This window comes from Pseudomonas inefficax, assembly GCF_032164165.1.
In the GTDB taxonomy this organism is placed as follows: Bacteria; Pseudomonadota; Gammaproteobacteria; order Pseudomonadales; family Pseudomonadaceae; genus Aquipseudomonas; species Aquipseudomonas inefficax.
This window is the reverse complement of the sequence record NZ_CP134401.1, coordinates 5,252,408-5,274,395: the sequence shown is the minus strand read 5'-3', so window position 1 is coordinate 5,274,395 and position 21,988 is coordinate 5,252,408. Positions and strand designations below refer to the sequence as shown.

Genomic DNA, 21,988 nt, shown 5'->3' with positions numbered 1-21,988 from the left:
GATTAATACGGATAAGTACTATTCAGCGCGCGCAAATACCTGGGAATTACTGTGGAAGCAAGACGTGTTTGGCGAGAGTTTTTTGGCCGATAGGGCAGGATAAAACCTATTTAAATCAGTCGCTTGTGAAATAAACGGCTGATGTGAAGTTTGTTGCAATGCGCCGCTGCATGTGTTCATGATGATTAGGCCGGCTGATTTCTTGTTGTGGTGATCTAGCCTGTTGTATGCCGACTACGAGGTAAATAATCATCATGGAAACCTCACTTTCCACGCCCGGAAACCTGCCCGGAAAGACAGGAATCAGAGCGCCGATGGCGCTGAGCGGACAAGATTTCAAACTGCTGAAAGTCTTCAAAGCTGTTGTAGAAGCCGGGGGCTTTAGTGCAGCCCAGAACGAGCTGAATGTGGGCCTCGCGGCGATCAGTAAACAGATTTCGGACCTTGAAATTCGCATCGGAATGCGCCTGTGCAGCCGCGGTCGAGAGGGCTTCAGCCTGACGGACGAGGGCAAGGTGGTTTATCAGGCGTCCATCGACTTATTCAATTCGGTGGAAAACTTCCGAGACAGGATAAGTTCCACGAAAAATGAATTGATTGGGGACCTGAGTATCGGTGTCATTGATAACACGATATTTGATTCAGGCTCTCCGCTGATTGCGGCGATCAGAACGATGGCCGATGAGGCACCCAAGGTGAGGGTGCGATTGAGTGTTTCGCAGTTGGATGAAGTGGAGCGGGGCGTTGTCGAGGGGAGATTTGTTTCGGGTATCGTTCCAGTTTACCAGCGAAGGGAGGAATTTGATTATTTTGAAATGTACGAAGAAAAGTCGACACTGTATTGCGCTGTAGGGCATGAATTGTTTGAGAAGGTGGATGAAGAAATTGAGTTGGAACAGTTGAAAAAGTACAGCTTCGTCAATCATCGCTATGCCATACATGCAGCAAAAAGAGAGTTCTTTGACTACGATGAAAGTTCAACGTCTGCCACGCAGGTCGAAGCCGTCGCGATGCTGATCCTGACCGGCAGGTTCATCGGTTTTCTTCCATGCCATTATGCCAGTCAACTCGTCAAAGACGGGCGTTTGCGGGCTATTCGCCCAGATGTCGTTAAATTGTTGACGCCCTTCAGCCTAATCTTGCGCCATAACGCGCCACGCAGTCCGCTGGTCAAAGCATTTGCGGACTTTATGAACATTGACCTAAAACTCGCGATAACAGGGTAATGCTTTCGATGACTACCAACTCCAACCCCCAGAGCAACGTTTCAATTACGTCGACGTCCTCGACACTATGCGACAGGCCGAATATTGTTCTGATCGGAACAGGCGGCACCATCGCTTCGTCAGCGGGAAGTGCTACGGAACTACAGGGTTACAAGGTGACCGCCTCAATCGATGAGGTACTGGCTGCTGTTCCAAACGTCAATGATTTGGCCAAGATCCGCTGCGAACAGGTGGTCAATGTTGAAAGCCACCAGATCGATAACCTGATACTGTTGCACATTGCCAAACGAGTCGACGAACTGCTGAAACTGCCAGACGTCGACGGAGTGGTGATTACCCACGGTACTGACACGCTGGAAGAAACCGCTTACTTCCTGAACTTGACGCTTAAGAGCACGAAACCCGTGGTCATGGTCGGCGCAATGCGGCCCGCAACCGCATTGAGCGCAGATGGCCCACTTAATCTGTATAACGCATTTCGTCTGGTCACTACACCGTGTGCTTCTGGCAAAGGTGTCCTTATAATGCTCAATGACCGAATCGGCTCGGCACGTAGTATGACCAAGGCGAGCACTACCGGCGTCGACGCGTTTCGTTCTGTCGGGCAGGGCTATCTTGGAGAAATCGTAGGAAATGTCGTGCATTTCTACAGTGGTCCTACGCATGCGCATACAGGGGAAAGCGAATTTTTCCTCGATGCGATCGAAAGTTTGCCTCAAGTCGATATCATTTATGACCACCAAGGTGCCGGCGCGCATCTGTACCATGCTGCAATCGCTGCGGGGGCACAGGGAATTGTTTTGGCAGCGACGGGCAATGGCAGCCTCTCACCATCGGCTCGCGCGGGGGCTGAAGAGGCTGTTCGTAATGGTGTGCTATTTGTACGTTCCAGCCGGGCTGGAGACGGGATCGTAACAGGCTCGGCTGATGATGAGACTCTTGGGCTCGTTACCGCGAACTCCCTTAACCCGCAGAAAGCGCGAATACTTTTGATGCTTGCCTTGGGCAAAACCCGTGATTTTCGGATCGTCCAAGGCTATTTTGATCGCTACTAATTGAGATGTGGCAATCCGAAAGTAAGGGGCCGGCGAACACAACTTCCGAATCCAGGCATTAAGGACGATGGTGGCCACATAAACGTGGACACCATCGCCCTTATCGCAAGGATCACCAAGCGCCAGCGCAACTCTTATCCAAAATCGTTCAAGGCCCAGGTCGCTCAGGAATGCCTACAGCCCGACGTATCGATTGCCAGCATCGCTTTACGTCACGGCATTAACGCGAACCTGGCCCGCAAGTGGATACCGCTTTACCGCGATCATCCACCATCTGCACTGCCGGCGTTCACTCCAGCTTGAAAGACATCTGGCGAAACAAGCCAAGCTCGAATTTGCCCTCAGTGCGCTCGAGTAATTGCAGCTATCTTACACTGCCACCGCTGGTGATGTGGCAGACCTCTCCACGCTCAACGACAAGCTGAAAACGCCACTGGATTCCTCAACATCACATCCGAGGCCTCTGAAGTCATCCACAACGTGCTGATCGGCCGAATGCTCGAGACCACATATCGCTCCACAACGCTCACATAACCTCCCCGAATACGATGACCCAGACTGCTCGCAATGGCTCTGGGTATCGGAGGGGCGTTTTCAAAGCGTAATGATGCAAGGAGGGATCGCGTCAAAACCCGTCGCTATCGTGTATTTACACCGGAACCATCAACTGGAACCGTTGTCACCAACATTGGATACGTAAATTGGAACCCGGCTCGCTCGACGGGGCCTATACGCACGCCTCCGCCAGCGATTCTAGGACGAACGCAGCTGGAGGCTGTGTGCCATGATTTCAATCAGAAGCTCCTACCACCCGATTGATGCCGCAATTTTGTGGTGTGGCCTTGCCGCCTACCAAGACGAGATCTTGCGCGTCGACGCGTCCCAACCGGGTTGCCTACGAAAGCATTTTCCGCAGTGGCCGTCGCTGCAAAGACACCTTGAGTGCATCTGCGATGCGATCATCTGTGGCGAGCTCCCCGCGACTTATTTAGGGCGCCCGATCACTTCTGACCACCAAGTGCATCATGAGTATTGCTCAGTACGGCGTGCTGACCTAGTGGCCTGGTTCCTACGTAATTTCCCTGATCAGAGACCTGCATTCCTGTTCCCTCCAAATCTGGATCATTCAGAATGCATCAGCTTGAACGCTCACTTGGTGCAGGAAGCAGAAATTGACGCTTCCCAGCGCACCATTGAAAAGCTGCGCCAAGAGCTCGCAGCCACTACGGAAGAAATGGCAACGCTTGTGAGCGCCAACAGAGAGCTGTCAGAACGGTTGGAGGCCTGCGGCATACCCTCTGAGACCTCCGAGTGTATGCATAACACGCTCGTGGGCGCCGTACTGGAAGTCACGTTGGGCAAATCGAACAGCGGCCAGGTGCAGTCCATCTATCCAAGCCAGGCAGCCTTGGTCGAGGAGATCACCCGCCGTTTCCCGGGAGTCAGCGGCCTGAGCAAAAGTACCCTTGATCGGAGATTTGCCGAGGCTCGCCGCCATTTCGCCCAGGCTTTCCGGGCATGACGCAGCATTGTCAGGCAATGCCCGCCATTGCCTGACAATGCTTTTTCGCCTCGATGAGCCTTCACTGACTGTCACATCCCACCACGCACCACCCGGCGCTAAGGAGTGACATCATGCAACCGACCTGCCCTTCCCCCCTCAATGCCGACCGCCACATCATGCGCCGCGATGAAGTGGAGCAGAAAACCGGCTTCAAACGTTCGCACATCTACAACCTGATGAAGGCCGGCCAGTTTCCGCAGTGTCGACGCATAGGCACCCGCGCCGTAGGCTGGGATTCGCTGGAAATCGAGCAGTGGGTTCAAGACCGGCTGTCCAGCGGGAACTGAATGATGGACGTCCTTTCGCTCATCTCAACCAAGGGCGGGGCGGGCAAGACCACCGTCGCCGCTAACCTGGGTGGATTGCTCGCCGATGCCGGCCTTCGTGTATTGCTGCTGGATTTGGACAGCCAGCCCACCCTGTCCAGTTACTACAGCTTGAGGGAACCCCGTGAAGCGGGTAGCTACGAACTCATCGCACAGGGGCTTACGACGGCAGACTTGGTGATTTCCAGTACCGTCATTCCACGCCTGGACTTGATCGTATCCAACGACCGCGCCGGGCACATCAGCACTCTGCTGTTACACGCAGCCGATGGCCGCCTGCGGCTGCGTAACCTGCTGTCCGCATTCGAGGATGAGTACGATGTGTTGATCATCGATACCCAAGGTGCACGCAGCGTCGTGGTCGAGATGGTGATCCTTGCTACCGACTGCGCGCTGTGCCCGGTACCACCGGAAATGCTTGCTGCACGCGAACTGCGCCGCGGCACGCTGGGTCTGTTCGAAGAATTGGAGCCCTACCGCTACCTGGGGGTCGCCTTGCCGTCAGTAAAGCTGCTGCTCAACCAGGTCAATGCCAATCGCCGCGACACCCGCTTGATCATGCAGAGCCTGCAAGCTTCCTTTCAAGCGGATCCGCATGTCACCGTTTGCACCACGACGATTCCCGACCGCGTGGCCTACACAAATGCCGCCTCGCTGGGGCTTCCTGTGCACCGAGTGGAACCCACGCCAACTTCTGGTAGCCGCAGTCCTTGCGCTGCCCAGGTAATGCGCGCACTGGCAGTCGAGCTCTTTCCTCAGAGGGCCGAACATCTTCTGGCCTTGGAAGTGCACGTGCCAAACCAAAAGTCTGCTGGGCACGACCTCGTACGTCGCGGATAAACGGAGGATGGGTAATGAAACCGCCAACGTCCGAAGACATTACGCGTCAGCTGCAGCAGGCACATTTTCCACAAAACCCCGGCCGCGAGGTTTCGTCCGTACCAATCGCTGATACCCCGATGGTGGTCAGCCTTGAGCAACTGCGCCCGTACGAGCTGAACCCACGCGTGGTGCGCAACCCTCTTTACGACGACATCAAGGCTTCGATCCGCGAACGTGGGCTGGACCAGCCACCGTCCATCACACGCCGCCCTAGCGAACCGCATTTCATCATCCGTAACGGTGGCAATACGCGCCTGAGTATCCTTGGCGAACTCTGGCAGGAAACCCGCGAAGAACGTTTTTTCCGCATCCACTGCCTGTTCCGGCCTTGGCAGTCCGAGGCGCATACATTGCTCGGGCACCTGGCCGAAAGCGATCTGCATGGACAGCTCACCTTCATTGAGCGGGCGCTGGCGGTGGCGCAACTGCAGGGCATGCTTCAGGGGAGTGATGAATCACTGAGTCAACGCGAGCTCTCTTTACGCCTGAGCCAAGGCGGCTATCCGATCTCACAATCGCAGATCAGCCGCATGTTCGACACGCTTGAGTACCTGCTCCCTGCAATCCCTCAAATTCTGTACGCCGGTCTCGGCAAACCTACCATCGCACGGCTCATCAGCTTGAGACGGCGGGCGGAATCAATCTGGAACCAGCACTTCGGCGACGCCCTACAGTTCGTGCAGCTCTGGCTCGAAGTACTGTCGATGTATGACAGTGATAAGCCAGAGCTGGATACGGGCGAGTTGCAGGACGAACTGCTGGCCAGGATGTCGGAGATCCTCAAGCAGACACCTCGACTGCTGGCCCTGGAGTTGCACCAGGAACACCAACCCTCGCCGCTTCAGTCGAGTACCGCCCCGCGCCTGCTCCAGGACCTACCCCCCGATGCAACGCCAGAGTCATTGTTCATGGAAGAGGTCCCCAAACCAGCGTCCGAATTTCCCAGCGCTGATAAGGAAGATAGTGACGGCGACCCACCCCCGTTTCAAACGCCACGTCTTCCCCACATCCGCCAGGCACTGATTGACGAACCGCCGCGGGGTGAAAAGTCAGACGCACCTGAACTTGTTCATGTACCGGTTGACTCGGCACCACTCCAGACTTTGGCAGAGGATGACCTTATCACTTTGCGTAAGCGCTGCGCCACGCTGGCCTCCGAACTAGCCGCGTATGCCGATGCCCATGCCATGGTCAGCCCACATGCGGATGGCCTGGGTTTCACACTGGCACCCGAACACCGCGAACAGATGAGTGCCCGTCACACCGGCATTCAACTGCTGCTATCAGCGCTGCTACGGCTGCAGGAAGACGTCAGCTGGAAAGAGCGCCAACAGTTACCCTCCGCCCTCTTCGGACAACTGCTGATTGGTGCCTATGACCTCCCCTGTGCCGAGCGACCTGCGCTCACGGTGGGTCTCGAGCGACTCCCCGACGCCCAACTCGAGCAACTGTTCACACTGATTCGCCACGCCCGGCAGCTCATTCAGCTGACGCTGTCGACCACTCGTTAACGTGAGGAGTTGCCTCATGAGCACGACCTTCAATCTGTTGAACCATGCCATGTTGAACCAGGTGCTGCATGAGCTGCGCCATGGCCGGCTGCAGCGCTGCAAAGCCCTGGGGCTGGCCGATGAGGACATCGAGGTGTTGCAGTCTCTGCCGCCGACCACCCTTTCGCACCTGGCGCATTCGTCGATCGCCTGGGTGGAAGTAAAGGTCGATACCACGGTGCTGCGTCGCCTGATCGCCCAGGCCGAACGTGACGAGCAGAACGAACGGCTGATCAACCGGGCGCTTAAGCTCGGAGCGAGCTCCAACATCATGTACCGCTGCTTTGGTCTGGACCACTCGGAAACCGCCTTGCGCCGACGCGTGCTGAAGATCGAGACCCACCGCGGCCGACCGGTTCAGCTGAGCGAAGCCCAAGAGCATGCGGTGTGGAACCGATGGAGCCAACTGCGGGCGGAGGACCCTGACAATGACCCTCTGGACACGATGATGATGCTGGCCGAGGAACAACACATCACGCTGACCCTGGTCTGGCAGCAGGTCGAACTGTACGGAGGTGCACCGTGCTGAGTTTCTACGAAGTCGACTGGCAGGACGTGGTGCGCCAGTGCTACGACGCACTGCGCCGGCGAAATGAATGGCAAGCGGCGCAGGCCAAGCTGGCCGAGGCCGATGAGACGCCAGCGGTGCGCACCATCTACTACGGCGACAACAATCCGCTGCCGATGGCGCTGCTGCTGGATCGTCGACTGACACCCCTGGAACGCAATACCTGGCAGGTGCTGCGCTGGCTCATCACCGAGCGCAAGGTCAGAACCCCGCGCTACCAAGACCTGCAACCGTATCTAGCCACCAGTCCGTGCGGCACCCAAGCCTCACGCGAGACCATCGCCCGCGCACTCAATGTCTTGCGCACCACTCGCTGGCTTAGCCTGGTCGACCGCTCACGTGATGCCCAGGGCTGCCTGCGTGGCTGTGTCTACGTGCTGCACGGCGATCCGTTGACCCCGGCCGAGCAGCTCGAACTCGACAACGGCTATGCGACACTGCTGCAGCAGAATCTCAGCCACGCCACCAAAGGCGTGCGGGATGTGACACAGCACGTCATTGAAGAAATCCAGGCCGATACGCAGGTGGCCCGGGTCGACAAGGATCGGCTAGTAGCAGCTGAACCGCCGGTGCAACAGCAGACGCTGCCGCTGACGTGTAGCGATATGGGAAATTCCGAACCTGGCGAGCGTCACACCGTTCGGGATTTTGGCGCCGCAGTAACTGATTCCGAACCCTGCGGCAAAGCACCGGTTTCAGCTGATGTTCGGAATGCCGACGCTGGCCGTACAGTACAGAAAGACAAAAGCAAAAAAAGTACGGTACTGGGGCAAGTGGAATTTGGTCGAGCGCGATGGCCCGAAGACTTACCGCTAAACCCGACCGAGCGACGCATGGCCTCCCAGGCGATGCGTCAGCTCGAGCCGGAACAGCAACAAGCGGTAATCAACGAAGCAGCGGTGCGCTGTGCCCGCGGAGAGATCCGCAAACCGGTCGCCTACCTGATGGGTTTGATCAAACGCGCTTGTCAGGGTGAATTCACCTTGTGGGCCGCCCGCGCTGAAGCGTCGGCCTCGGCGCCCGCCTCTTCGCGGACGGCGATGTTCGAACGTTTGTCGCAGCCATCCAGCGAACCACCTCGCCGCAGCGGTCAGCGTACTGCCTCTCCCCTGGCCCTCTCCTGCCTCGAGGAGCTGAAGCAACGCTGTCGCGGGGTCAGTGCGCCGACGTAGGCTGGACGTCGGTGGAATCAATGCCAATGCGATCATTTCCAGCGACGTCCACAGCCGGAAAAATGTGACCTGATCATCTTCGTGTTGATGCTCGTAGACCTTCACGGATTAGGCCATCGTCGGCGTCATTCCGACGGCGAGGTACTGGCGATGGCCGATCACTACCAACTCAACCTGGGGTCCCTGCGTAGCAGCATCACCCTGACCCTGCACACCCATCATGCGGCGCGGCTGTGGCAGGGTCGCTCCCGGCGCGAGGGCGTGCATCCCATCCTCGGCATGCCTGGCTACATCGCCGTCACCAATCTGCTCAAGCAAGCCAGCAGCCAGGATGACCCCTACGCCGACTGGTTCATGCTGCAGCTGGAAGAAAAGCTGCTGCAGACCAAGGCCGAGGTGCGCAATTTGGTCCACCAGGTCAGCCAGGTGGAGCGCGACCTGCCCACCCAGGTCGATGTCGGTGACAACCTCAATATCCACCCGGTGACGCTGCCGCTGTACATCGGCAGCCAGCTCGGTTTTCTCGCGGTCTACCTGCTCACCGATTACGACACCCTGGTCCGTCGTGTTCTGCTCGCCCACCACACCGCGCTGATCGGCCGGGTCGACATGGAAAGCTGGATTGATGGCGGGGCCCATCACCTACGCAGCCTGCTCGGCCTGGCCCAGAACTACCGCCTGGCGGGCGTCACTCGGGGTGATATGGCCGCCAACAACGCCCGGGCCCGTGAAGCCCTCGAGAAGTTTGGCACGCCGCCCTTGGATATTCTGGAAGGCACCCGCCGCTCCCAGTTCGCGCCTCCGATTGTGCGCACCAGCGCGGGCTCTCTAACTGAGCCGCCTGAATCGCTGGAGGCCGAGGCCCCACCTCTACCGGATGTCTCCGACGAAGGGGGTGAGGCATGACCTTGGCTGAGGCGATTGCCCGACGCTTGTCGACGGATGCCTATCGCGAGTTCGCACAAGGTGCCTCCCTAAAAGGCCTTTTAAAGCCTTTTAAGGGTAAGGGGGAGCTGCAGCAGTTCGCCGACACGATCCTGCGCCTGCGCACCCAGGTCGCCGAGCTGATGGGGGTGATGCTGGCGATCATGGCGCAACCGCCATTCGTTTTGCTGGACCTGCGACTGGTCATCCAGCACAGCGCGACGGGCACCGACTTCCTGCGCTGGCGCAGTCCGGACTTTCAGCGCATGGGCGTGCAGGTGTGGCAGGCAGCAGTGGTTCATCCGAACCTGCACCCGGAGCTGCGGCAGGCGCTGTATCAACTGGAGACCAACCGCGTGGTGCTGAACCTGCAGATGAGCAGCCTGCAATCGCTGTATCGCCAAGCCAGTAGCGGGGTCTGCAAGCTCGAGGCCGCCGAACACGCCCTTTCCTGTTCCCCCACCGAGGAGTAGCCCCATGAGTACGTTATTTGTTGGCGAAGGCAACATCGGCAACGTGCCGGAATTTCAGGAGTTCAACACCAACCCGGATGAACCGCGGCGCTTGCTGCGGTTAAACGTCTACTTCGACAACCCGGTGCCGCGTGAAGGTGGTTACGAAGACCGCGGCGGCTACTGGGCCCCGGTCGAGTTGTGGCACCGCGACGCCGAGCACTGGAGCACCTTGTACCAGAAAGGCATGCGGATCCTGGTTGAGGGCCGCACGGTCAAGGAGGAATGGGAGGACAGCGAGGACAACGCGCGGGTGACCTTCAAGGTGGAGGCTCGGCGCATCGGCATCCTGCCGCACCGCCTGGCGTCGGTGTCCATGCGTGAAAAAGCGCAGGAAAACGCCGGTTCCGGACGCAAGGGGGGCGGCAAGAAAGCCCCACGCAAGGCCGGTTGATCAGGTGGTACTCATTGGAGCAAGCGCCCGCCGCGCGATACCACTGGGGTTCGTACGCCCTGCTCGGCGGGCAATCCCGGCTATCGGCCGCTGTTCAGTTCCGTCGCGACCTCCCTTCCCCATCGCCGTGCAACACGTGCGATACCTCTGCCAGGTACTGGTCCAGGGCAAGGAACGCCTGCCAGTGCTCCGGGCTCTCCTGAACCCAGGCGATCAACGTGGCACGCGCCTCGGCATTGTCCGGTTCCAGGTGGGTGGCCATGAATAACTCGTAGGCCTTGATCGCTAGCGCATCCGTCTGACTCTGGTTTGATCCGTGCAAGGGCTTGCCTCCGTAGTGACGGGCGGGTCTTACAGGTATTTTCGGTGATACGCCTCATAGGGTTGGCAGTCAACCTTTCAGGTCGTTCATATCTTTGGGTGGCTGGTCGACCATATGGGTCGAATTGGAGAGTGCCCCCATTGCCAGTGAAAGAGCCTAGCCCACATCACATTGGTCGCCAGCTGGCGAAGTATCGTCGCGCCCGCGATCTGACCCAGGCGAAGGTGGGCGAGCACCTGGGGATCTCCGGTGAAGCCGTGTCGCGGCTCGAACGTGGCGAGGTCGAGCTCTCAGTCAGTAAGCTGCTGCGATTGGCCGACCTGTATGGCTGCCCTGCCGATGAGTTGCTGTTGGCCATCAGTCCGCGCCCGCAGGATCAGGGTCAGCAGATCACCTCGATCATCAAGGAACTGAGCGAAGCGGATAAGCAGTTTGCCCTGCAGTTTCTGCAAACGCTGGCCAGCCACCTCGCACAGCGCAAATAGCCCTTTCCCCGCCGATATGAGCGCGGCGCCATCGTATTTTTGCTAGTAGTCCCTAGTCACCCCGCCACCCTGTCGGTATTCACCGAGAGGGCCAAGCCATGCGCCTGTTTATTTGCGAGAAACCATCCCAAGCCCGGGACATTGCCCGCGTCCTACAGGCCAATCGTCGCAGCGACGGCTGCCTGCTGGGGCAAGGCATTACCGTGACGTGGTGCGTCGGGCATCTGCTGGAGACCGCGCCACCGGAAGCCTATGGCGATTACAAACGCTGGTCGCTTGAGCATCTACCCATCATCCCCGCGCGCTGGAAAGTAGTGGTCAAACCCAAGGTCGCCAGCCAGCTCAAGGTGATCAGCCAACTGCTGCGCACCTGCAGCGAGGTGATCATTGCCACAGACGCAGACCGCGAGGGCGAGATGATCGCCCGTGAGATTCTCGAACGCTGCCAGTACCAGGGATCGATCTCGCGTCTGTGGCTGTCCGCACTCGACGATGCCTCAATCCGCCGCGCCTTGGCCGCATTACGCCCGGGTGAGCAGACATTGCCGCTGTACCACTGCGCATTGGCCCGCTCTCGAGCCGATTGGTTGGTGGGCATCAACCTGAGCCGGCTGTTCACCCTCCTCGGCCGTCGCGCCGGCTTCGAGGGATTGCTGCCGGTGGGGCGGGTGCAGACGCCGACACTGCGCTTGGTGGTGGAGCGAGACCGGGCGATCGCGAGCTTTGTGCCACAGCCGTTCTGGGTTGTCGATGCCCAAGTGGAGACTGAGGGCGTCACCTTCAAAGCGCGTTGGCAGCCGCCGAAGACAGCCTGTGACGCCGATGGCCACTGCACTGAAGAGCTCGCGGCGCAGCAAGCGGCTCGACGTCTGAACCAGCAGGCGACGGCGCGCGTTCAGAGCATCGATGTCGAGCACGTTCGCGAAGGTCCGCCGCTACCGTTCGACCTGGGCACCTTGCAGGAGATCTGCTCCGCTAAACTGGGTCTGGGCGCCCAGGAAACATTGGCCACCGCACAAGCCCTGTACGAGACCCACAAGGCAACGACCTACCCGCGCACCGACTGCGGTTACCTGCCCGAGAGCATGCTCGACGAGGTGCCACGAATCCTTCGAGCCTTGGCCGCCGCCAGCCCATCCCTGGGTAAGGCACTGCAAGAGGTCGAACCCTGCCGCCGTTCTCGCGCCTGGAACAGCAGCAAGATCACCGCGCACCACGGCATAATCCCCACTGCCGTCTCCCTAGACCTGGCCCAGCTCACCGAGCGCGAGCAGGCGGTCTACGCGCTGATCCGCGCCCGCTACCTGGCGCAGTTTCTGCCGGAGCACGAATACTTGAAATCACAGGTGCTGCTGCAGAGCGGGACCGAAGCTCTGCTGGCTCGTGGCAAGCAGATCCTGGCGCGTGGCTGGAAGGCGGTGATCGACGAAAACCACGGCGACGAGGTCGGCGAACAGGCCCAGCGTTTGCCCACGCTACGCGAATCCGCCGTGGTGGCGTTGAAAGATGCCACGGCCGTGGCCCAGCGTACGCAGCCGCCCAAAGCTTACACGGAGGGCACGTTGGTCAAGGCCATGAAAACCATCGCCAACCAGGTGGCAGACCCACACCTCAAGCAGAAGCTCAAAGACAGTTGCGGGCTGGGTACCGAAGCGACCCGCGCGGCTATTATCCAGGGGCTGATCGACCACGGGTATCTGACCAAGAAGAAACGCAGCCTGGCGGCATCGGCCGCAGCCCACACCTTGATTGAAGCAGTGCCGCCGGAGGTGGCTGACCCGGTGCTGACGGCACTGTGGGAGCAGGCGCTGGACCGCATTGAAGCGGGCCAATTGAGCGTCGACACCTTTCTCGCCAAGCAGGCGGAGTGGTTGACGCGCCTGGTCCGCTCACACGCCTCGCTGGCCCTGCGCCCACCTCCCGTCAAAGGGCCGAACTGCCCGGTCTGCCGCAGCGCCATGCGCCAGCGCAAGGGCCGCACCGGCAGCTTCTGGTCGTGCACCCGCTACCCGGATTGCAAGGGCACCAAGCCGGTGGCCAAGTCCAAACGCTCGAAGGACGCATAACTTGACGCGGGACAGCGCCGCTGGTGTAGTGATCAGGCACCTCGCCGCTTGGCGACCAAAGACCGATTCGCTCCGGGCAGCTCGGTCGGACTCGTAGAGTTCGGAGCCACACTACTCAGCGTCCTCGGATCGCTTCTCAGCGTTTTCAAGTTACCCAGGCGGATGACCTGTACGACTTATGCCAGGTCGTACAGGTCATCCGCTTCGGCGACGATGCTCAGCTCCGGTGCCCGCCGGCGAAATACTGGGCACCTTTTGTGCGCGGATGCGTGCCAGTTGATTCCGACCCAGGCCACGACAAGGGTCGGTTGATTCAGGCGGATCGATAGCGGTGGTTTTGCGACGAACCCCGGTATCCGATTGCCGGGTCAAGCGTGGTCCATCTCCTCCTAGCCTGACGACCGTCGGGCTATTTTTTCGCCGCTTAGAATCCACTGAGCACCAACCACTTCCGCTTGCCTAGAGCCCGTCGAATCTGCAGTTGACGGGCCTTTCCCGGGGTTGTATAGATGGGCTGCACACCGCTGTCGTTGACCGCGTCCAGGTAGCCAGAACCTTCAAGGCTACGCCCATTTCGGGTGGTTCTCCCCAAGTGCGATCCGCGTTCGGTAGCTCGCACGGTTACTGCCTCCGGCAGTGATGAGCGCCCTCTAAACGATCACGTTCGTGTACGTCCCCTTGCGGAATTCACCAGCCGCCAGGGCCGGTGGCTGTCCGCGTTTCTGCTCACCAGGAGATCAATCATGACTACTGCAAGCAACAACGCCCCTACCACCTACTTCAATCTGCACACCCAAGGCATCGGTTACCTGAACCGTGTGCGCGAAGTCCCGGTTCGCCGTGGGCAAGCGTTCATGGCGTGTGACATTGCCGCCTTGCACGGTGCCGCTGACGACGTCGAGTACACCCGCTTCGACTGCAAGGTTGCCAGCGGTGAAGCCGACCGGCTGATCCGTGAGCACCTGGAAGACGTCCGCGCGGAACGCAAAGTTCTCATCGCGTTTCGCATTGGCGACCTCTGGGTTGATCCGTTCATGTACGAGAAAGGCGAGCGCAAGGGGCAACCCGGCGCGAGCCTCAAAGGCCGATTGATCTTCATCGAATGGATCAAGGTCGATGGCCAATTCAGCTACCGTGCACCCGCTCGCACCGAGTCCGCTGCTGCCCCTGAGGCTGTAGCGGAAGTGGACGAGGCAGTTACTGACGCCGAACAGCGTCAGCCTGCCCCGGCTGCTGCACGTAAATCCACCGCCGCTCGCCAGCCTGCCTGAGGCAGCTTGACCGGCAACCATAGGCGTTCTCCCGAACGCCTTTGGTTCATCTACGTCGGAGGCCGCCATGGAAAGCTTCTGGCTGTGCGAGGACTGCTTGCAGGCAGTCGCGTATGACGACTTCAGTGCACTGTCGCTCTACTACAGCGAGGCTGAGGTCGACCAACGCATCGCCCATCTGCGCAGCGAACTGCAAACCTTGTTGCCACTGAGTGCTGATTTCGATCCCCGCACTGGCACCGGCATCGAGGTCTTTTCCACCCGACCATGTGAGGGCTGCCACAGCCCACTGCATGGAGCTCGACATCGCTTTACGCGTCTGTGACTCACCACTCTCTCACCAGCCTGGGGCTCTCCCCCTGGGGGCGCTCCGTCTCCCACGAGGAATTGCCCATGAACACTGCCCAGAACCGAGTCGAGCGTCTTGACCCTGCATTGGCCCAGCGTGCCCGCGAGGATGCGTTGCTGACCGCAGCGCTGGAATTGCTGGATCAACGTTACTTCCAGCGCGGCGAGCAACTGATCACACCGTGCGATGCAGCGTCCTATCTGAAGTTGCAGCTCGCACCCTATCACCATGAGGTGTTTGCCCTGCTCTGCCTGGATTCGCGCCACCGCGTGCTGAGCTTCGACATCCTCTTCACCGGCAGCATCGACGGTGCCTCCGTGTACCCGCGCCAGGTCGTCGTTAAGGCACTCGAGCACAACGCCGCTGCGGTGATTTTCAGCCACAACCACCCCTCTGGCTGCTCGGAGCCGAGCGGCGCCGATCGGGTGCTCACTACCCGCCTGATCGAAGCCTTGGCCCTGGTTGAGGTACGTGTGCTGGACCACATCATCGTGGGTGAAGGCACGCCGCTGTCGCTGGCCGATTACGGCTGGATCTGACCACCCCCACCACTTGGAGGGTCACTGCCTGTACGGGGTGCCCTTCGCATTCTTGGAGCACCCCATGTCCACTTCCCCTCGCAATCCCTTCCTCCGCGGCTTTCAGGACCTGAGCTTCGAACGTGTGGTGCAAATCAGCTACGCCGACGATTGCCCGCCCTGCTACCGATCCCTTCACCCTGCGCTGCATGACCTGCCGGATGACGGCATTAATTTCCAGCCGTGCCTGTTCGATGATGACTTCGCGGTGATCACCGACGGCAAAAGCGTGCCCGAGTTTGTCCGTATGCCGTTCCCTGCCGACGGTACCGTGAGCCAGGTGCTCTACCAGGTCACAGGGCTGCACCATGGCCGCCGGCAACACGTCAGCGATCTCCCCAACGAGGAAGCCGCACAGCACTTGATTGAGCAGCTGTCATTCACCAACGGGCACTACAGCCGCAGCTGGGAAATCAGCAGTGCGCACCTACCAGCAGATGAGTTCGAGTTCCTGCAGATGTGCGCCTGGTGTCGCTCACCGTCGAGCTTCTTCGAATGCTTCGTGCTGACTAGCAACAACGCGGTGGGCTGCAAGCTGTACTCGACGCCCTGGCTCAGAAACATTGCCGCCAGCGGCAGCTACTGCCGCATTGAGGAAGTGACTGCACGTCTGCGCGCAGATCATGTGCCACCGGTCCTGCTGCGCCTGCTCTTGATGGCCGGTGAAGCAGACACCCGTTTGCTGATCTTCGCCCCTGATGCGCGGCCGCTCCCCGAACTGCCGTTGTTCACCGAAGATTGACCTCAAGGCGCCCTCCGGGCGCCTTTTTCATGGTTGCGCCAGCGTAAATCGGCCGGGGAGATTCGATTTTTCGGTAGGGGCGCGCTCTGGCTTTTCGACAAGGTGTCGGCATCTTTTGTCGAGATCTGGTCATGCATACCCCCACGCTCCTCACACTCGGACTGATGCTCACGTTGCTGGGCTGCAGCACGCCTCAACCGGCGCCCACCCCTACGCCACCTGCACCGGCCCCGACCGCAATGGCCAAGCCAAAATCCCCGGTACCCGCCTGGGTCCGACAGGACCGCTACACCTTGGCCAGCACCCGGCCAACGCTGGAGCAGCGCCAACCGCTGTATCAGCTGATCAACGTCCAGATCGCTCCAGCGCTGCACGCGACGGTCGGTGAAGCGCTGCGCCACGTGCTGCAGCACTCGGGCTACTCCCTCTGTCCCGATGACCCTGCCGTGGCGCGGTTGTTCCACCGCCCCTTGCCTGCCGTGCATCACGACCTCGGGCCGATTTCACTACTGGATGCCTTGACCGTCATCGGCGGCCCCGCCTGGCGCCTGGACATTGATTCGGTCGAGCGGAGCGTGTGCTACGCCCTGCGCCTGCCCCCGCCCAAGCCGCCCTTCTCGACACTGGAGACCGCACCATGAAGGTTCACCATTTTCAGGCCTTGGTGATCGGCGCGCTATGCCTGGGGGCTGCCGTCCTCGCGGCTGAAAGCTACAACCAGCATCAGCAACTGTCAGAACTGCAGACTGCTGCACGGAATGCGCCGGCTGACCCTGGCCCGTCACTGCGTCGCGACATCGGGGAATTGCGCACCACACTCGCCACACTTTCGCCACAAGTCGCGGCCCTGGAAGACGCACAACACCAGCAGACCACTGCGCAGGCAACGCTCGGCCAGCAACTCGACGAGCTGGCGACCTCCGTCAGGGTCCTGCAAGCGGCACCGCCAGGACCGAGCAGCGCCGATCTGACCGCCCTGGCGCAACGCATGAGGGAGGCAGAAGCGGCACTCGAGAAGCTCTCGACCTGTCCTAAGGTGCCAGCAGCTACCGCCGCATCCCAACCTGCCTCCTTCCGCGAAAAATCAAAAGCCACGGCGCCGCAGCCGCCTTTCACCCTGCAGGGTATCGAGATGCGCGGCACCATCAGGTTCGTGACTGCGTTGCCTGCCGGCACCCATGCACTGTCCACCGTGCACCTGCTTCAGCCCGGTGACAGCTTGAACGGCTGGCAACTGCGGGCGATTCGGGAGGGCCAGGCCGTGTTCTACGTTCCGGGCCATGGCGATCGCACCCTGCCCATCCCATGAGGAGGTGAACGTGCATAGGTTCTCTGCGCTTGCGCTCATCCTACTGCCGGCTTACGTGTTCGCCGATCAGGGCTCGAGTGTCCCCAAGCATGTCGACGCTCAGGTGCAGTTCAGTGAGCAGTCGCCGCTGGCACGACAGGCGTCTGCTGCAGACCAGGCCAAGACCTGGGGCCTGACGGATGACGAATGGGCCACGTTTGAGCGCCTGCAGACCGGCCCCCGCCATTACTGGTCGCCGCAACTTGACCCGCTCACCACCCTGGGTGTCGAGGCCAACTCGGATCAGGAGCGGCAGCGCTACGCCGAGCTGCAGGTCCGTCTGGAAGCCAAGCGTGCCGAGCGCGAACTGGCCTACCAGAAGGCCTACTCCGCGGCCTGGGCACGGCTGTTTCCAGGTCTGCAGCCCATGCAGGGCATGAGCGACGATGCCGAACCCTCGAACAGCAGCCGTACGGCGCTTTTCGTGGAAGACAAATGCGCCGCCTGCGTGACCAGCCTCCAGCAATGGCTGCGGGCCGGGGCGCGGCTGGATGTGTACCTGGTCGGCAGCCAAGGCAACGATACGCGGTTGCGCCAATGGGCGCAGGGTGCAGGTATTACCGCCACACAGGTCAGCGGCGGCCAGGTCACCTTGAACCATGACCGCGGCCGCTGGTTTGCCCTGGGCGCCAGCCGGCCCCTGCCAGCCCGCTATCAGCAGGTGGATGGAAAATGGCAGCGCGTCGACTGATTCTCGCCCTGGCGATGGTCGGGGCGGCCAGCGTTCACGCAGATACTCTGCCGCCGCCGGCCTATCAATTGGCGGCCGCGCGTGCCGGTATCCCCGCCTCGGTGCTGTTCGCCATCGCCCTGCACGAAAGTGGTACACCGCTGCGCGGACAGCTTATGCCCTGGCCGTGGACCCTGAATGTGGCGGGTTCACCACTGCGGTTTGCCCGACGCGGCCAGGCCTGTGCCGCACTGAGGGAAGCGCTCAGTCGCCACGACCCCAAGCGCATTGATGTCGGGCTGGGACAAACCAACCTGGGTTATCACCCGGACCGCTACCCGAGCGCTTGCGATGCCCTCGATCCCCGCACCAACCTCGCTGTCACCGCCGAGCTGTTGCGCGCGCACTTTGCCGATACCGGTGATTGGGTTGTCGCCGCCGGCCGCTATCACCGGCCTGCCGGTGGTCCTCCTGCGGCGCACTATCGCCGTCAGTTCACCCGTCACTGGCAGCGCGTCCAGCCCGTCGCGACGGCACCAGGGCGGTCCCTGCCATGAGACGTTTGCACTTGGTCGCCATAGCTCTCTGCCCCTGGCTGTCACTTGCCGCGAGCGCTGAGTCCAAAAGCCCACCCGACCCAGCCACGTTGAATTGGGTGCTGCCGGTGCGCAGCGCTCGCCTCTCGCCAGGTCCCGTGCTGCCCAGGACGTTGAGACTGCCCGGCATGACGCCGTTGTTCCTGGTTGGGCAGGACCCTGCTTCCGTGGAGTGGCTGTCGCGGCACGCCCAGGCGCTACAAGACTTGGGCGCCAACGGGCTGGCGGTCGAAGTAGACAATGTGCAGGCGCTGCGTCGCATCCAGACGGCAGCGCCCGGGCTGAACATCTGGCCAGTCAGTGGTGACGACATTGCCGAACGGTTGGAGCTGGACCACTACCCGGTGCTGATCACGCCCACCAACCTGCAACAGTGAGGGTACTTCATGGGCGAGCATGCGATGGAATCCCTGCTGCGACCGGCGGTGGAACTGTACACCGTGGGTCTCTGCGCCGGTGCCGGTGCGCTGTGCCTGCATTCACCCTGGGCCGTGGCCCTGTCGCCTGAGGTAGGGGCTGGCATGGCCCTGGCCTACACCGCGTTCGGTCTGAAGCGGCTCAACGAAGCGCGGATCGTCCTGCGCTACCGGCGCAATATCCGCCGCCTGCCGCGCTATTCGCTGACCAGCCGGCAGATTCCGGTGAGCAGCAAGCGGTTGTTCATGGGCCGCGGCTTTCGCTGGACCCGCCTGCACACGCAGCGCCTGCTCGAAGCTCAGGACCCGGCGCTGGCCCGCTATGTCAACCAGTCGACTGCCCACCAGTGGGCGCGACGCATGGAACAGCTACTGGAGAAAGCCCCACCGGTACTATCACTGCTGCCTCGCCTGACCGCGTGGGACAGCCCGTTCAATCCGGTGCGTCCATTACCGCCGGTGGGCGGCTCGCCATTGCTGCACGGCGTCGAACCGAAGGAGCAGGAAGCCAGTCTGCCGCTCAGCGAGCGCGTTGGACATACCCTGGTGCTGGGCACCACACGGGTGGGCAAGACTCGCCTGGCCGAGGTGTATATCACCCAGGACATCCATCGACCGAGCCGGGAAGTGGTCATCGTCTTCGACCCCAAGGGCGACGCCGACCTGCTCAAGCGCATGTACGTCGAGGCGCGGCGCGCTGGCCGCGAGCACGAGTTCTATGTCTTCCACCTGGGCTGGCCGGAGATCTCCGCACGCTACAACGCCATCGGCCGCTTCGGGCGCATTTCGGAAGTCGCTACCCGGATCGCCGGCCAGTTGAGCGGTGAAGGCAACTCGGCGGCTTTTCGCGAGTTTGCTTGGCGCTTCGTCAACATCATCGCGAGGGCGCTGATTGAGCTCGGTCGCCGCCCGGACTACCTGCAGATCCAGCGCCATGTGGTGAACATCGATGCGCTGTTTATCGAGTATGCCCAGCATTTCTTCGCCCGCCATGATCCGCTGGCCTGGGAAGCGATCGTGCAGATCGAAGGCCGCTTGAACGAGAAGAACATTCCGCGGCATATGGTTGGCCGGGAAAAGCGCGTGGTGGCCATCGAGCAGTACCTGACCGCCAAGCGCATCTTCGACCCGGTAATGGACGGCCTGCGCTCGGCCGTGCGCTACGACCGCACCTACTTCGACAAGATCGTGGCGTCGCTGCTGCCACTGTTGGAAAAACTCACCAGTGGCAAGACTGCACAACTGCTGGCCCCGAATTACTCCGACCTGGATGATCCGCGACCGATCTTCGACTGGCTACAGGTCATCCGCAAACGCGGCATCGTCTACGTCGGCCTGGACGCGTTATCGGATGCCGAAGTGGCCGCCGCAGTCGGTAACTCGATGTTCGCCGACCTGGTCTCCGTCGCCGGCCACATCTACAAACACGGCATCGATCACGGCCTGCCCGGCTCCTCAAGCGCAGCGGACAAGGTGCCCATCAACCTGCACGCTGACGAGTTCAACGAGTTGATGGGCGACGAGTTCATCCCGCTGATCAACAAGGGCGGCGGTGCCGGTATCCAGGTCACGGCCTACACCCAGACCTTGAGCGACATCGAGGCACGTATCGGCAACCGGGCCAAGGCCGGCCAGGTCATCGGCAACTTCAACACCCTGCAGATGCTGCGCGTACGGGAAACCGCCACCGCTGAACTACTGACCAACCAGCTGCCCAAGGTCAACGTGCAGACACGCACTTTGGTCTCCGGAGCGACGGACACCGCCGATCCGGATGCCCGTACCGACTTCACCTCCTCTTCGCAGGACCGGGTCACCACCACTGCCGTACCACTGATCGAACCGGCGCACATTATCGCCCTGCCCAAGGGCCAGATGTTCTCGTTTCAGGAAGGCGGGCAACTGTGGAAGGTGCGCATGCCGCTACCGAAACCGGCCAGCGATGATGCTATGCCAGAAGACCTGCAGACCCTGGCGGCGCGTATGCGAGAGTCCTATAACGCCAATGCGGGGAGTTGGTGGAGTAACGCGGGAGGCGCACCCACGGCAGATTTCGATCCCGAGATGCCTCCACCAGGGCGCAGGCACGCGCCGTAAGCGACCAAGTACTGCGGAGCCCCTATGCCGACCACTCCAGTCAGCCAACCTCCTGCGCAAAAACGTCCGGGGCTGATCTTCGGCACGCTTGAGCTTTGTCTGCGGCTGCTCGGTCTGCTGTTCGCTTCGCTGATTTTCTCCATCATCCTGGAGTTCGTGGGCATGGTCTGGTTCTGGCCCGAGCAGGGCTGGCATCACAGCCATGCCATGTGGCTGAGTGAGCTGGGATGGCTAAGCGATCACTTCAAAAACTCGCTGCTCGTGGAGGAACCCGCGCAAGCCACCGCTAAAGTGCTTCAGCACTTGAGCGATTGGGTCGTGGTCCGCACCGGCTGGGCGCATTCAGACACTCAACTGAAACTCCTAAGTCATGAAGTCTCGGTGCAGGGTCAGTTTGCTCAAGCGTACGTTGTGCTGCAGGACTACCTATTGGCCGCCCTATTCACCGTATTCACCTTCGTCGTGCGCCTCGCCGTCCTCACCCTAGCCACGCCGCTATTCCTGCTCGCCGTGATCACCGGCGCTGTCGATGGCTTGATGCGCCGAGACCTTCGCAAATTCAGCGCGGATCGCGAGAGCAGTTTTGTCTACCACCGAGCGAAGCGGACATTATTTCCATTGATGGTTAGCCCATGGGTGATCTACCTTTCCCTACCTTGGACACTCAACCCCATCTGGGTCTTAGTGCCTTGTGCAGCACTGCTCGGCTGCATGGTGGCGATCACAGCTGCTACCTTCAAAAAATATCTCTGATAAATGGACTGCAGTATCAGAGCTCGCACTATCCCACAAATTCGGATTTTTCCACTCACTGTTCGATGATCCATTCAATGTGGGACGTGCTTTGCATACCTACTATTCCAGCGTTAACAAAA

26 protein-coding genes are annotated in these 21,988 nt (G+C 60.6%); 25 read left to right on the top strand and 1 reads right to left on the bottom strand.

The window, feature by feature from the left end; genetic code table 11:
- Nucleotides 1-254: 254 nt before the first annotated feature.
- From RIN61_RS23750 to RIN61_RS23695, 12 genes are all read left to right on the top strand, one after another.
- Nucleotides 255-1,226: a LysR family transcriptional regulator gene (locus RIN61_RS23750; protein WP_186556070.1), complete on the top strand. Its 972-nt coding sequence runs from the start codon at nucleotides 255-257 to the stop codon at nucleotides 1,224-1,226.
- Nucleotides 1,227-1,234: 8 nt separating this feature from the next.
- Nucleotides 1,235-2,281, top strand: coding sequence for an asparaginase (locus RIN61_RS23745; protein WP_202885262.1), 1,047 nt, complete (start codon nucleotides 1,235-1,237; stop codon nucleotides 2,279-2,281).
- An 84-nt stretch (nucleotides 2,282-2,365) separates the two neighbouring features.
- Nucleotides 2,366-2,584, top strand: coding sequence for a transposase (locus RIN61_RS23740; protein WP_258641799.1), 219 nt, complete (start codon nucleotides 2,366-2,368; stop codon nucleotides 2,582-2,584).
- A gap of 481 nt (nucleotides 2,585-3,065) precedes the next feature.
- Nucleotides 3,066-3,803, top strand: coding sequence for a hypothetical protein (locus RIN61_RS23735; protein ID WP_186556072.1), 738 nt, complete (start codon nucleotides 3,066-3,068; stop codon nucleotides 3,801-3,803).
- A 113-nt stretch (nucleotides 3,804-3,916) separates the two neighbouring features.
- Entirely contained in the window at nucleotides 3,917-4,132 is a 216-nt protein-coding gene (locus RIN61_RS23730; protein ID WP_186556073.1) for an AlpA family transcriptional regulator, read from the top strand.
- A gap of 3 nt (nucleotides 4,133-4,135) precedes the next feature.
- On the top strand, nucleotides 4,136-5,011 hold the full coding sequence (locus tag RIN61_RS23725) for a ParA family protein (protein ID WP_258646653.1): 876 nt from the start codon (nucleotides 4,136-4,138) through the stop codon (nucleotides 5,009-5,011).
- A 14-nt stretch (nucleotides 5,012-5,025) separates the two neighbouring features.
- On the top strand, nucleotides 5,026-6,564 hold the full coding sequence (locus tag RIN61_RS23720; protein ID WP_274094577.1) for a ParB family protein: 1,539 nt from the start codon (nucleotides 5,026-5,028) through the stop codon (nucleotides 6,562-6,564).
- 16 nt (nucleotides 6,565-6,580) lie between these two features.
- The gene (locus RIN61_RS23715) at nucleotides 6,581-7,132 is read left to right on the top strand and encodes a DUF2857 domain-containing protein (RefSeq protein WP_089230149.1); all 552 of its coding nucleotides are present in this window, start codon (nucleotides 6,581-6,583) and stop codon (nucleotides 7,130-7,132) included.
- Nucleotides 7,126-8,343, top strand: a complete 1,218-nt coding sequence (locus RIN61_RS23710; RefSeq protein ID WP_258641803.1) for an STY4528 family pathogenicity island replication protein — start codon at nucleotides 7,126-7,128, stop codon at nucleotides 8,341-8,343. Before RIN61_RS23715 ends, RIN61_RS23710 begins: the two co-directional genes overlap by 7 nt.
- 150 nt (nucleotides 8,344-8,493) lie before the next feature.
- On the top strand, nucleotides 8,494-9,249 hold the full coding sequence (locus RIN61_RS23705; protein WP_186556076.1) for a PFL_4669 family integrating conjugative element protein: 756 nt from the start codon (nucleotides 8,494-8,496) through the stop codon (nucleotides 9,247-9,249).
- Nucleotides 9,246-9,740 carry a DUF3158 family protein gene (locus RIN61_RS23700; protein WP_313854508.1) on the top strand — a complete coding sequence of 165 codons (495 nt, stop codon included), beginning with the start codon at nucleotides 9,246-9,248 and terminating at the stop codon, nucleotides 9,738-9,740. The genes RIN61_RS23705 and RIN61_RS23700 overlap by 4 nt, the downstream gene beginning before the upstream one ends.
- A gap of 4 nt (nucleotides 9,741-9,744) precedes the next feature.
- A complete protein-coding gene (locus tag RIN61_RS23695) occupies nucleotides 9,745-10,173 on the top strand; it encodes a single-stranded DNA-binding protein (protein WP_186556078.1) in 429 nt (142 codons plus the stop codon).
- 94 nt (nucleotides 10,174-10,267) lie between these two features.
- On the opposite strand, the gene RIN61_RS23690 is transcribed toward RIN61_RS23695, so the two are convergent.
- Complete coding sequence (locus RIN61_RS23690; protein ID WP_258641808.1) at nucleotides 10,268-10,435, bottom strand: hypothetical protein; 168 nt, start codon at nucleotides 10,433-10,435, stop codon at nucleotides 10,268-10,270.
- 200 nt (nucleotides 10,436-10,635) lie between these two features.
- On the opposite strand from RIN61_RS23690, the gene RIN61_RS23685 reads away from it, so the two are divergent.
- The 13 genes from RIN61_RS23685 (at nucleotide 10,636) to RIN61_RS23625 (ending at nucleotide 21,866) form a co-directional block, all read left to right on the top strand.
- Nucleotides 10,636-10,980 (top strand): helix-turn-helix domain-containing protein, encoded by a 345-nt coding sequence (locus RIN61_RS23685; protein ID WP_186556140.1) that lies wholly within the window; start codon nucleotides 10,636-10,638, stop codon nucleotides 10,978-10,980.
- Nucleotides 10,981-11,078: 98 nt separating this feature from the next.
- The gene (locus tag RIN61_RS23680; RefSeq protein WP_313854503.1) at nucleotides 11,079-13,046 is read left to right on the top strand and encodes a DNA topoisomerase III; all 1,968 of its coding nucleotides are present in this window, start codon (nucleotides 11,079-11,081) and stop codon (nucleotides 13,044-13,046) included.
- A 743-nt stretch (nucleotides 13,047-13,789) separates the two neighbouring features.
- Nucleotides 13,790-14,317, top strand: a complete 528-nt coding sequence (locus tag RIN61_RS23675) for an STY4534 family ICE replication protein (protein ID WP_186556080.1) — start codon at nucleotides 13,790-13,792, stop codon at nucleotides 14,315-14,317.
- Nucleotides 14,318-14,384: 67 nt separating this feature from the next.
- Nucleotides 14,385-14,642: a hypothetical protein gene (locus RIN61_RS23670; protein ID WP_186556081.1), complete on the top strand. Its 258-nt coding sequence runs from the start codon at nucleotides 14,385-14,387 to the stop codon at nucleotides 14,640-14,642.
- Nucleotides 14,643-14,710: 68 nt separating this feature from the next.
- Nucleotides 14,711-15,205, top strand: coding sequence for a JAB domain-containing protein (locus RIN61_RS23665; protein WP_313854500.1), 495 nt, complete (start codon nucleotides 14,711-14,713; stop codon nucleotides 15,203-15,205).
- Between the two features lie 64 nt (nucleotides 15,206-15,269).
- A complete protein-coding gene (locus tag RIN61_RS23660) occupies nucleotides 15,270-15,986 on the top strand; it encodes a DUF5983 family protein (protein ID WP_313854498.1) in 717 nt (238 codons plus the stop codon).
- A 239-nt stretch (nucleotides 15,987-16,225) separates the two neighbouring features.
- On the top strand, nucleotides 16,226-16,627 hold the full coding sequence (gene pilL2, locus RIN61_RS23655) for a PFGI-1 class ICE element type IV pilus protein PilL2 (protein ID WP_225915588.1): 402 nt from the start codon (nucleotides 16,226-16,228) through the stop codon (nucleotides 16,625-16,627).
- Nucleotides 16,624-17,295, top strand: coding sequence for a hypothetical protein (locus tag RIN61_RS23650; protein ID WP_313854495.1), 672 nt, complete (start codon nucleotides 16,624-16,626; stop codon nucleotides 17,293-17,295). The genes pilL2 and RIN61_RS23650 overlap by 4 nt, the downstream gene beginning before the upstream one ends.
- Before the next feature lie 10 nt (nucleotides 17,296-17,305).
- A complete protein-coding gene (locus tag RIN61_RS23645) occupies nucleotides 17,306-18,025 on the top strand; it encodes a TIGR03759 family integrating conjugative element protein (RefSeq protein WP_186556085.1) in 720 nt (239 codons plus the stop codon).
- On the top strand, nucleotides 18,007-18,561 hold the full coding sequence (locus tag RIN61_RS23640; RefSeq protein WP_313854491.1) for a lysozyme family protein: 555 nt from the start codon (nucleotides 18,007-18,009) through the stop codon (nucleotides 18,559-18,561). The genes RIN61_RS23645 and RIN61_RS23640 overlap by 19 nt, the downstream gene beginning before the upstream one ends.
- Entirely contained in the window at nucleotides 18,558-18,977 is a 420-nt protein-coding gene (locus tag RIN61_RS23635) for an integrating conjugative element protein (protein ID WP_186556087.1), read from the top strand. The genes RIN61_RS23640 and RIN61_RS23635 overlap by 4 nt, the downstream gene beginning before the upstream one ends.
- Nucleotides 18,978-18,986: 9 nt before the next feature.
- Nucleotides 18,987-21,113, top strand: coding sequence for a type IV conjugative transfer system coupling protein TraD (gene traD / locus RIN61_RS23630; protein ID WP_258641820.1), 2,127 nt, complete (start codon nucleotides 18,987-18,989; stop codon nucleotides 21,111-21,113).
- Nucleotides 21,114-21,137: 24 nt separating this feature from the next.
- Nucleotides 21,138-21,866, top strand: coding sequence for a TIGR03747 family integrating conjugative element membrane protein (locus RIN61_RS23625; protein WP_125859228.1), 729 nt, complete (start codon nucleotides 21,138-21,140; stop codon nucleotides 21,864-21,866).
- Nucleotides 21,867-21,988: the final 122 nt, after the last annotated feature.

Bases quoted from the DNA above. Each gene is read 5' to 3' on its own strand.
- RIN61_RS23730 (WP_186556073.1), top strand. From the start codon at position 3,917: ATGCAACCGACCTGCCCTTCCCCCCTCAATGCCGACCGCCACATCATG.
- RIN61_RS23660 (WP_313854498.1), top strand. From the start codon at position 15,270: ATGTCCACTTCCCCTCGCAATCCCTTCCTCCGCGGCTTTCAGGACCTG.
- RIN61_RS23715 (WP_089230149.1), top strand. From the start codon at position 6,581: ATGAGCACGACCTTCAATCTGTTGAACCATGCCATGTTGAACCAGGTG.
- RIN61_RS23745 (WP_202885262.1), top strand. From the start codon at position 1,235: ATGACTACCAACTCCAACCCCCAGAGCAACGTTTCAATTACGTCGACG.
- RIN61_RS23625 (WP_125859228.1), top strand. From the start codon at position 21,138: ATGCCGACCACTCCAGTCAGCCAACCTCCTGCGCAAAAACGTCCGGGG.
- RIN61_RS23675 (WP_186556080.1), top strand. From the start codon at position 13,790: ATGACTACTGCAAGCAACAACGCCCCTACCACCTACTTCAATCTGCAC.
- RIN61_RS23695 (WP_186556078.1), top strand. From the start codon at position 9,745: ATGAGTACGTTATTTGTTGGCGAAGGCAACATCGGCAACGTGCCGGAA.
- RIN61_RS23720 (WP_274094577.1), top strand. From the start codon at position 5,026: ATGAAACCGCCAACGTCCGAAGACATTACGCGTCAGCTGCAGCAGGCA.
- RIN61_RS23750 (WP_186556070.1), top strand. From the start codon at position 255: ATGGAAACCTCACTTTCCACGCCCGGAAACCTGCCCGGAAAGACAGGA.
- RIN61_RS23650 (WP_313854495.1), top strand. From the start codon at position 16,624: ATGAAGGTTCACCATTTTCAGGCCTTGGTGATCGGCGCGCTATGCCTG.
- pilL2 (WP_225915588.1), top strand. From the start codon at position 16,226: ATGGCCAAGCCAAAATCCCCGGTACCCGCCTGGGTCCGACAGGACCGC.
- RIN61_RS23665 (WP_313854500.1), top strand. From the start codon at position 14,711: ATGAACACTGCCCAGAACCGAGTCGAGCGTCTTGACCCTGCATTGGCC.
- traD (WP_258641820.1), top strand. From the start codon at position 18,987: ATGGGCGAGCATGCGATGGAATCCCTGCTGCGACCGGCGGTGGAACTG.
- RIN61_RS23690 (WP_258641808.1), bottom strand. From the start codon at position 10,435: ATGGCCACCCACCTGGAACCGGACAATGCCGAGGCGCGTGCCACGTTG.
- RIN61_RS23635 (WP_186556087.1), top strand. From the start codon at position 18,558: ATGAGACGTTTGCACTTGGTCGCCATAGCTCTCTGCCCCTGGCTGTCA.
- RIN61_RS23700 (WP_313854508.1), top strand. From the start codon at position 9,246: ATGACCTTGGCTGAGGCGATTGCCCGACGCTTGTCGACGGATGCCTAT.
- RIN61_RS23705 (WP_186556076.1), top strand. From the start codon at position 8,494: ATGGCCGATCACTACCAACTCAACCTGGGGTCCCTGCGTAGCAGCATC.
- RIN61_RS23640 (WP_313854491.1), top strand. From the start codon at position 18,007: ATGGCAGCGCGTCGACTGATTCTCGCCCTGGCGATGGTCGGGGCGGCC.
- RIN61_RS23680 (WP_313854503.1), top strand. From the start codon at position 11,079: ATGCGCCTGTTTATTTGCGAGAAACCATCCCAAGCCCGGGACATTGCC.
- RIN61_RS23735 (WP_186556072.1), top strand. From the start codon at position 3,066: ATGATTTCAATCAGAAGCTCCTACCACCCGATTGATGCCGCAATTTTG.
- RIN61_RS23670 (WP_186556081.1), top strand. From the start codon at position 14,385: ATGGAAAGCTTCTGGCTGTGCGAGGACTGCTTGCAGGCAGTCGCGTAT.
- RIN61_RS23725 (WP_258646653.1), top strand. From the start codon at position 4,136: ATGGACGTCCTTTCGCTCATCTCAACCAAGGGCGGGGCGGGCAAGACC.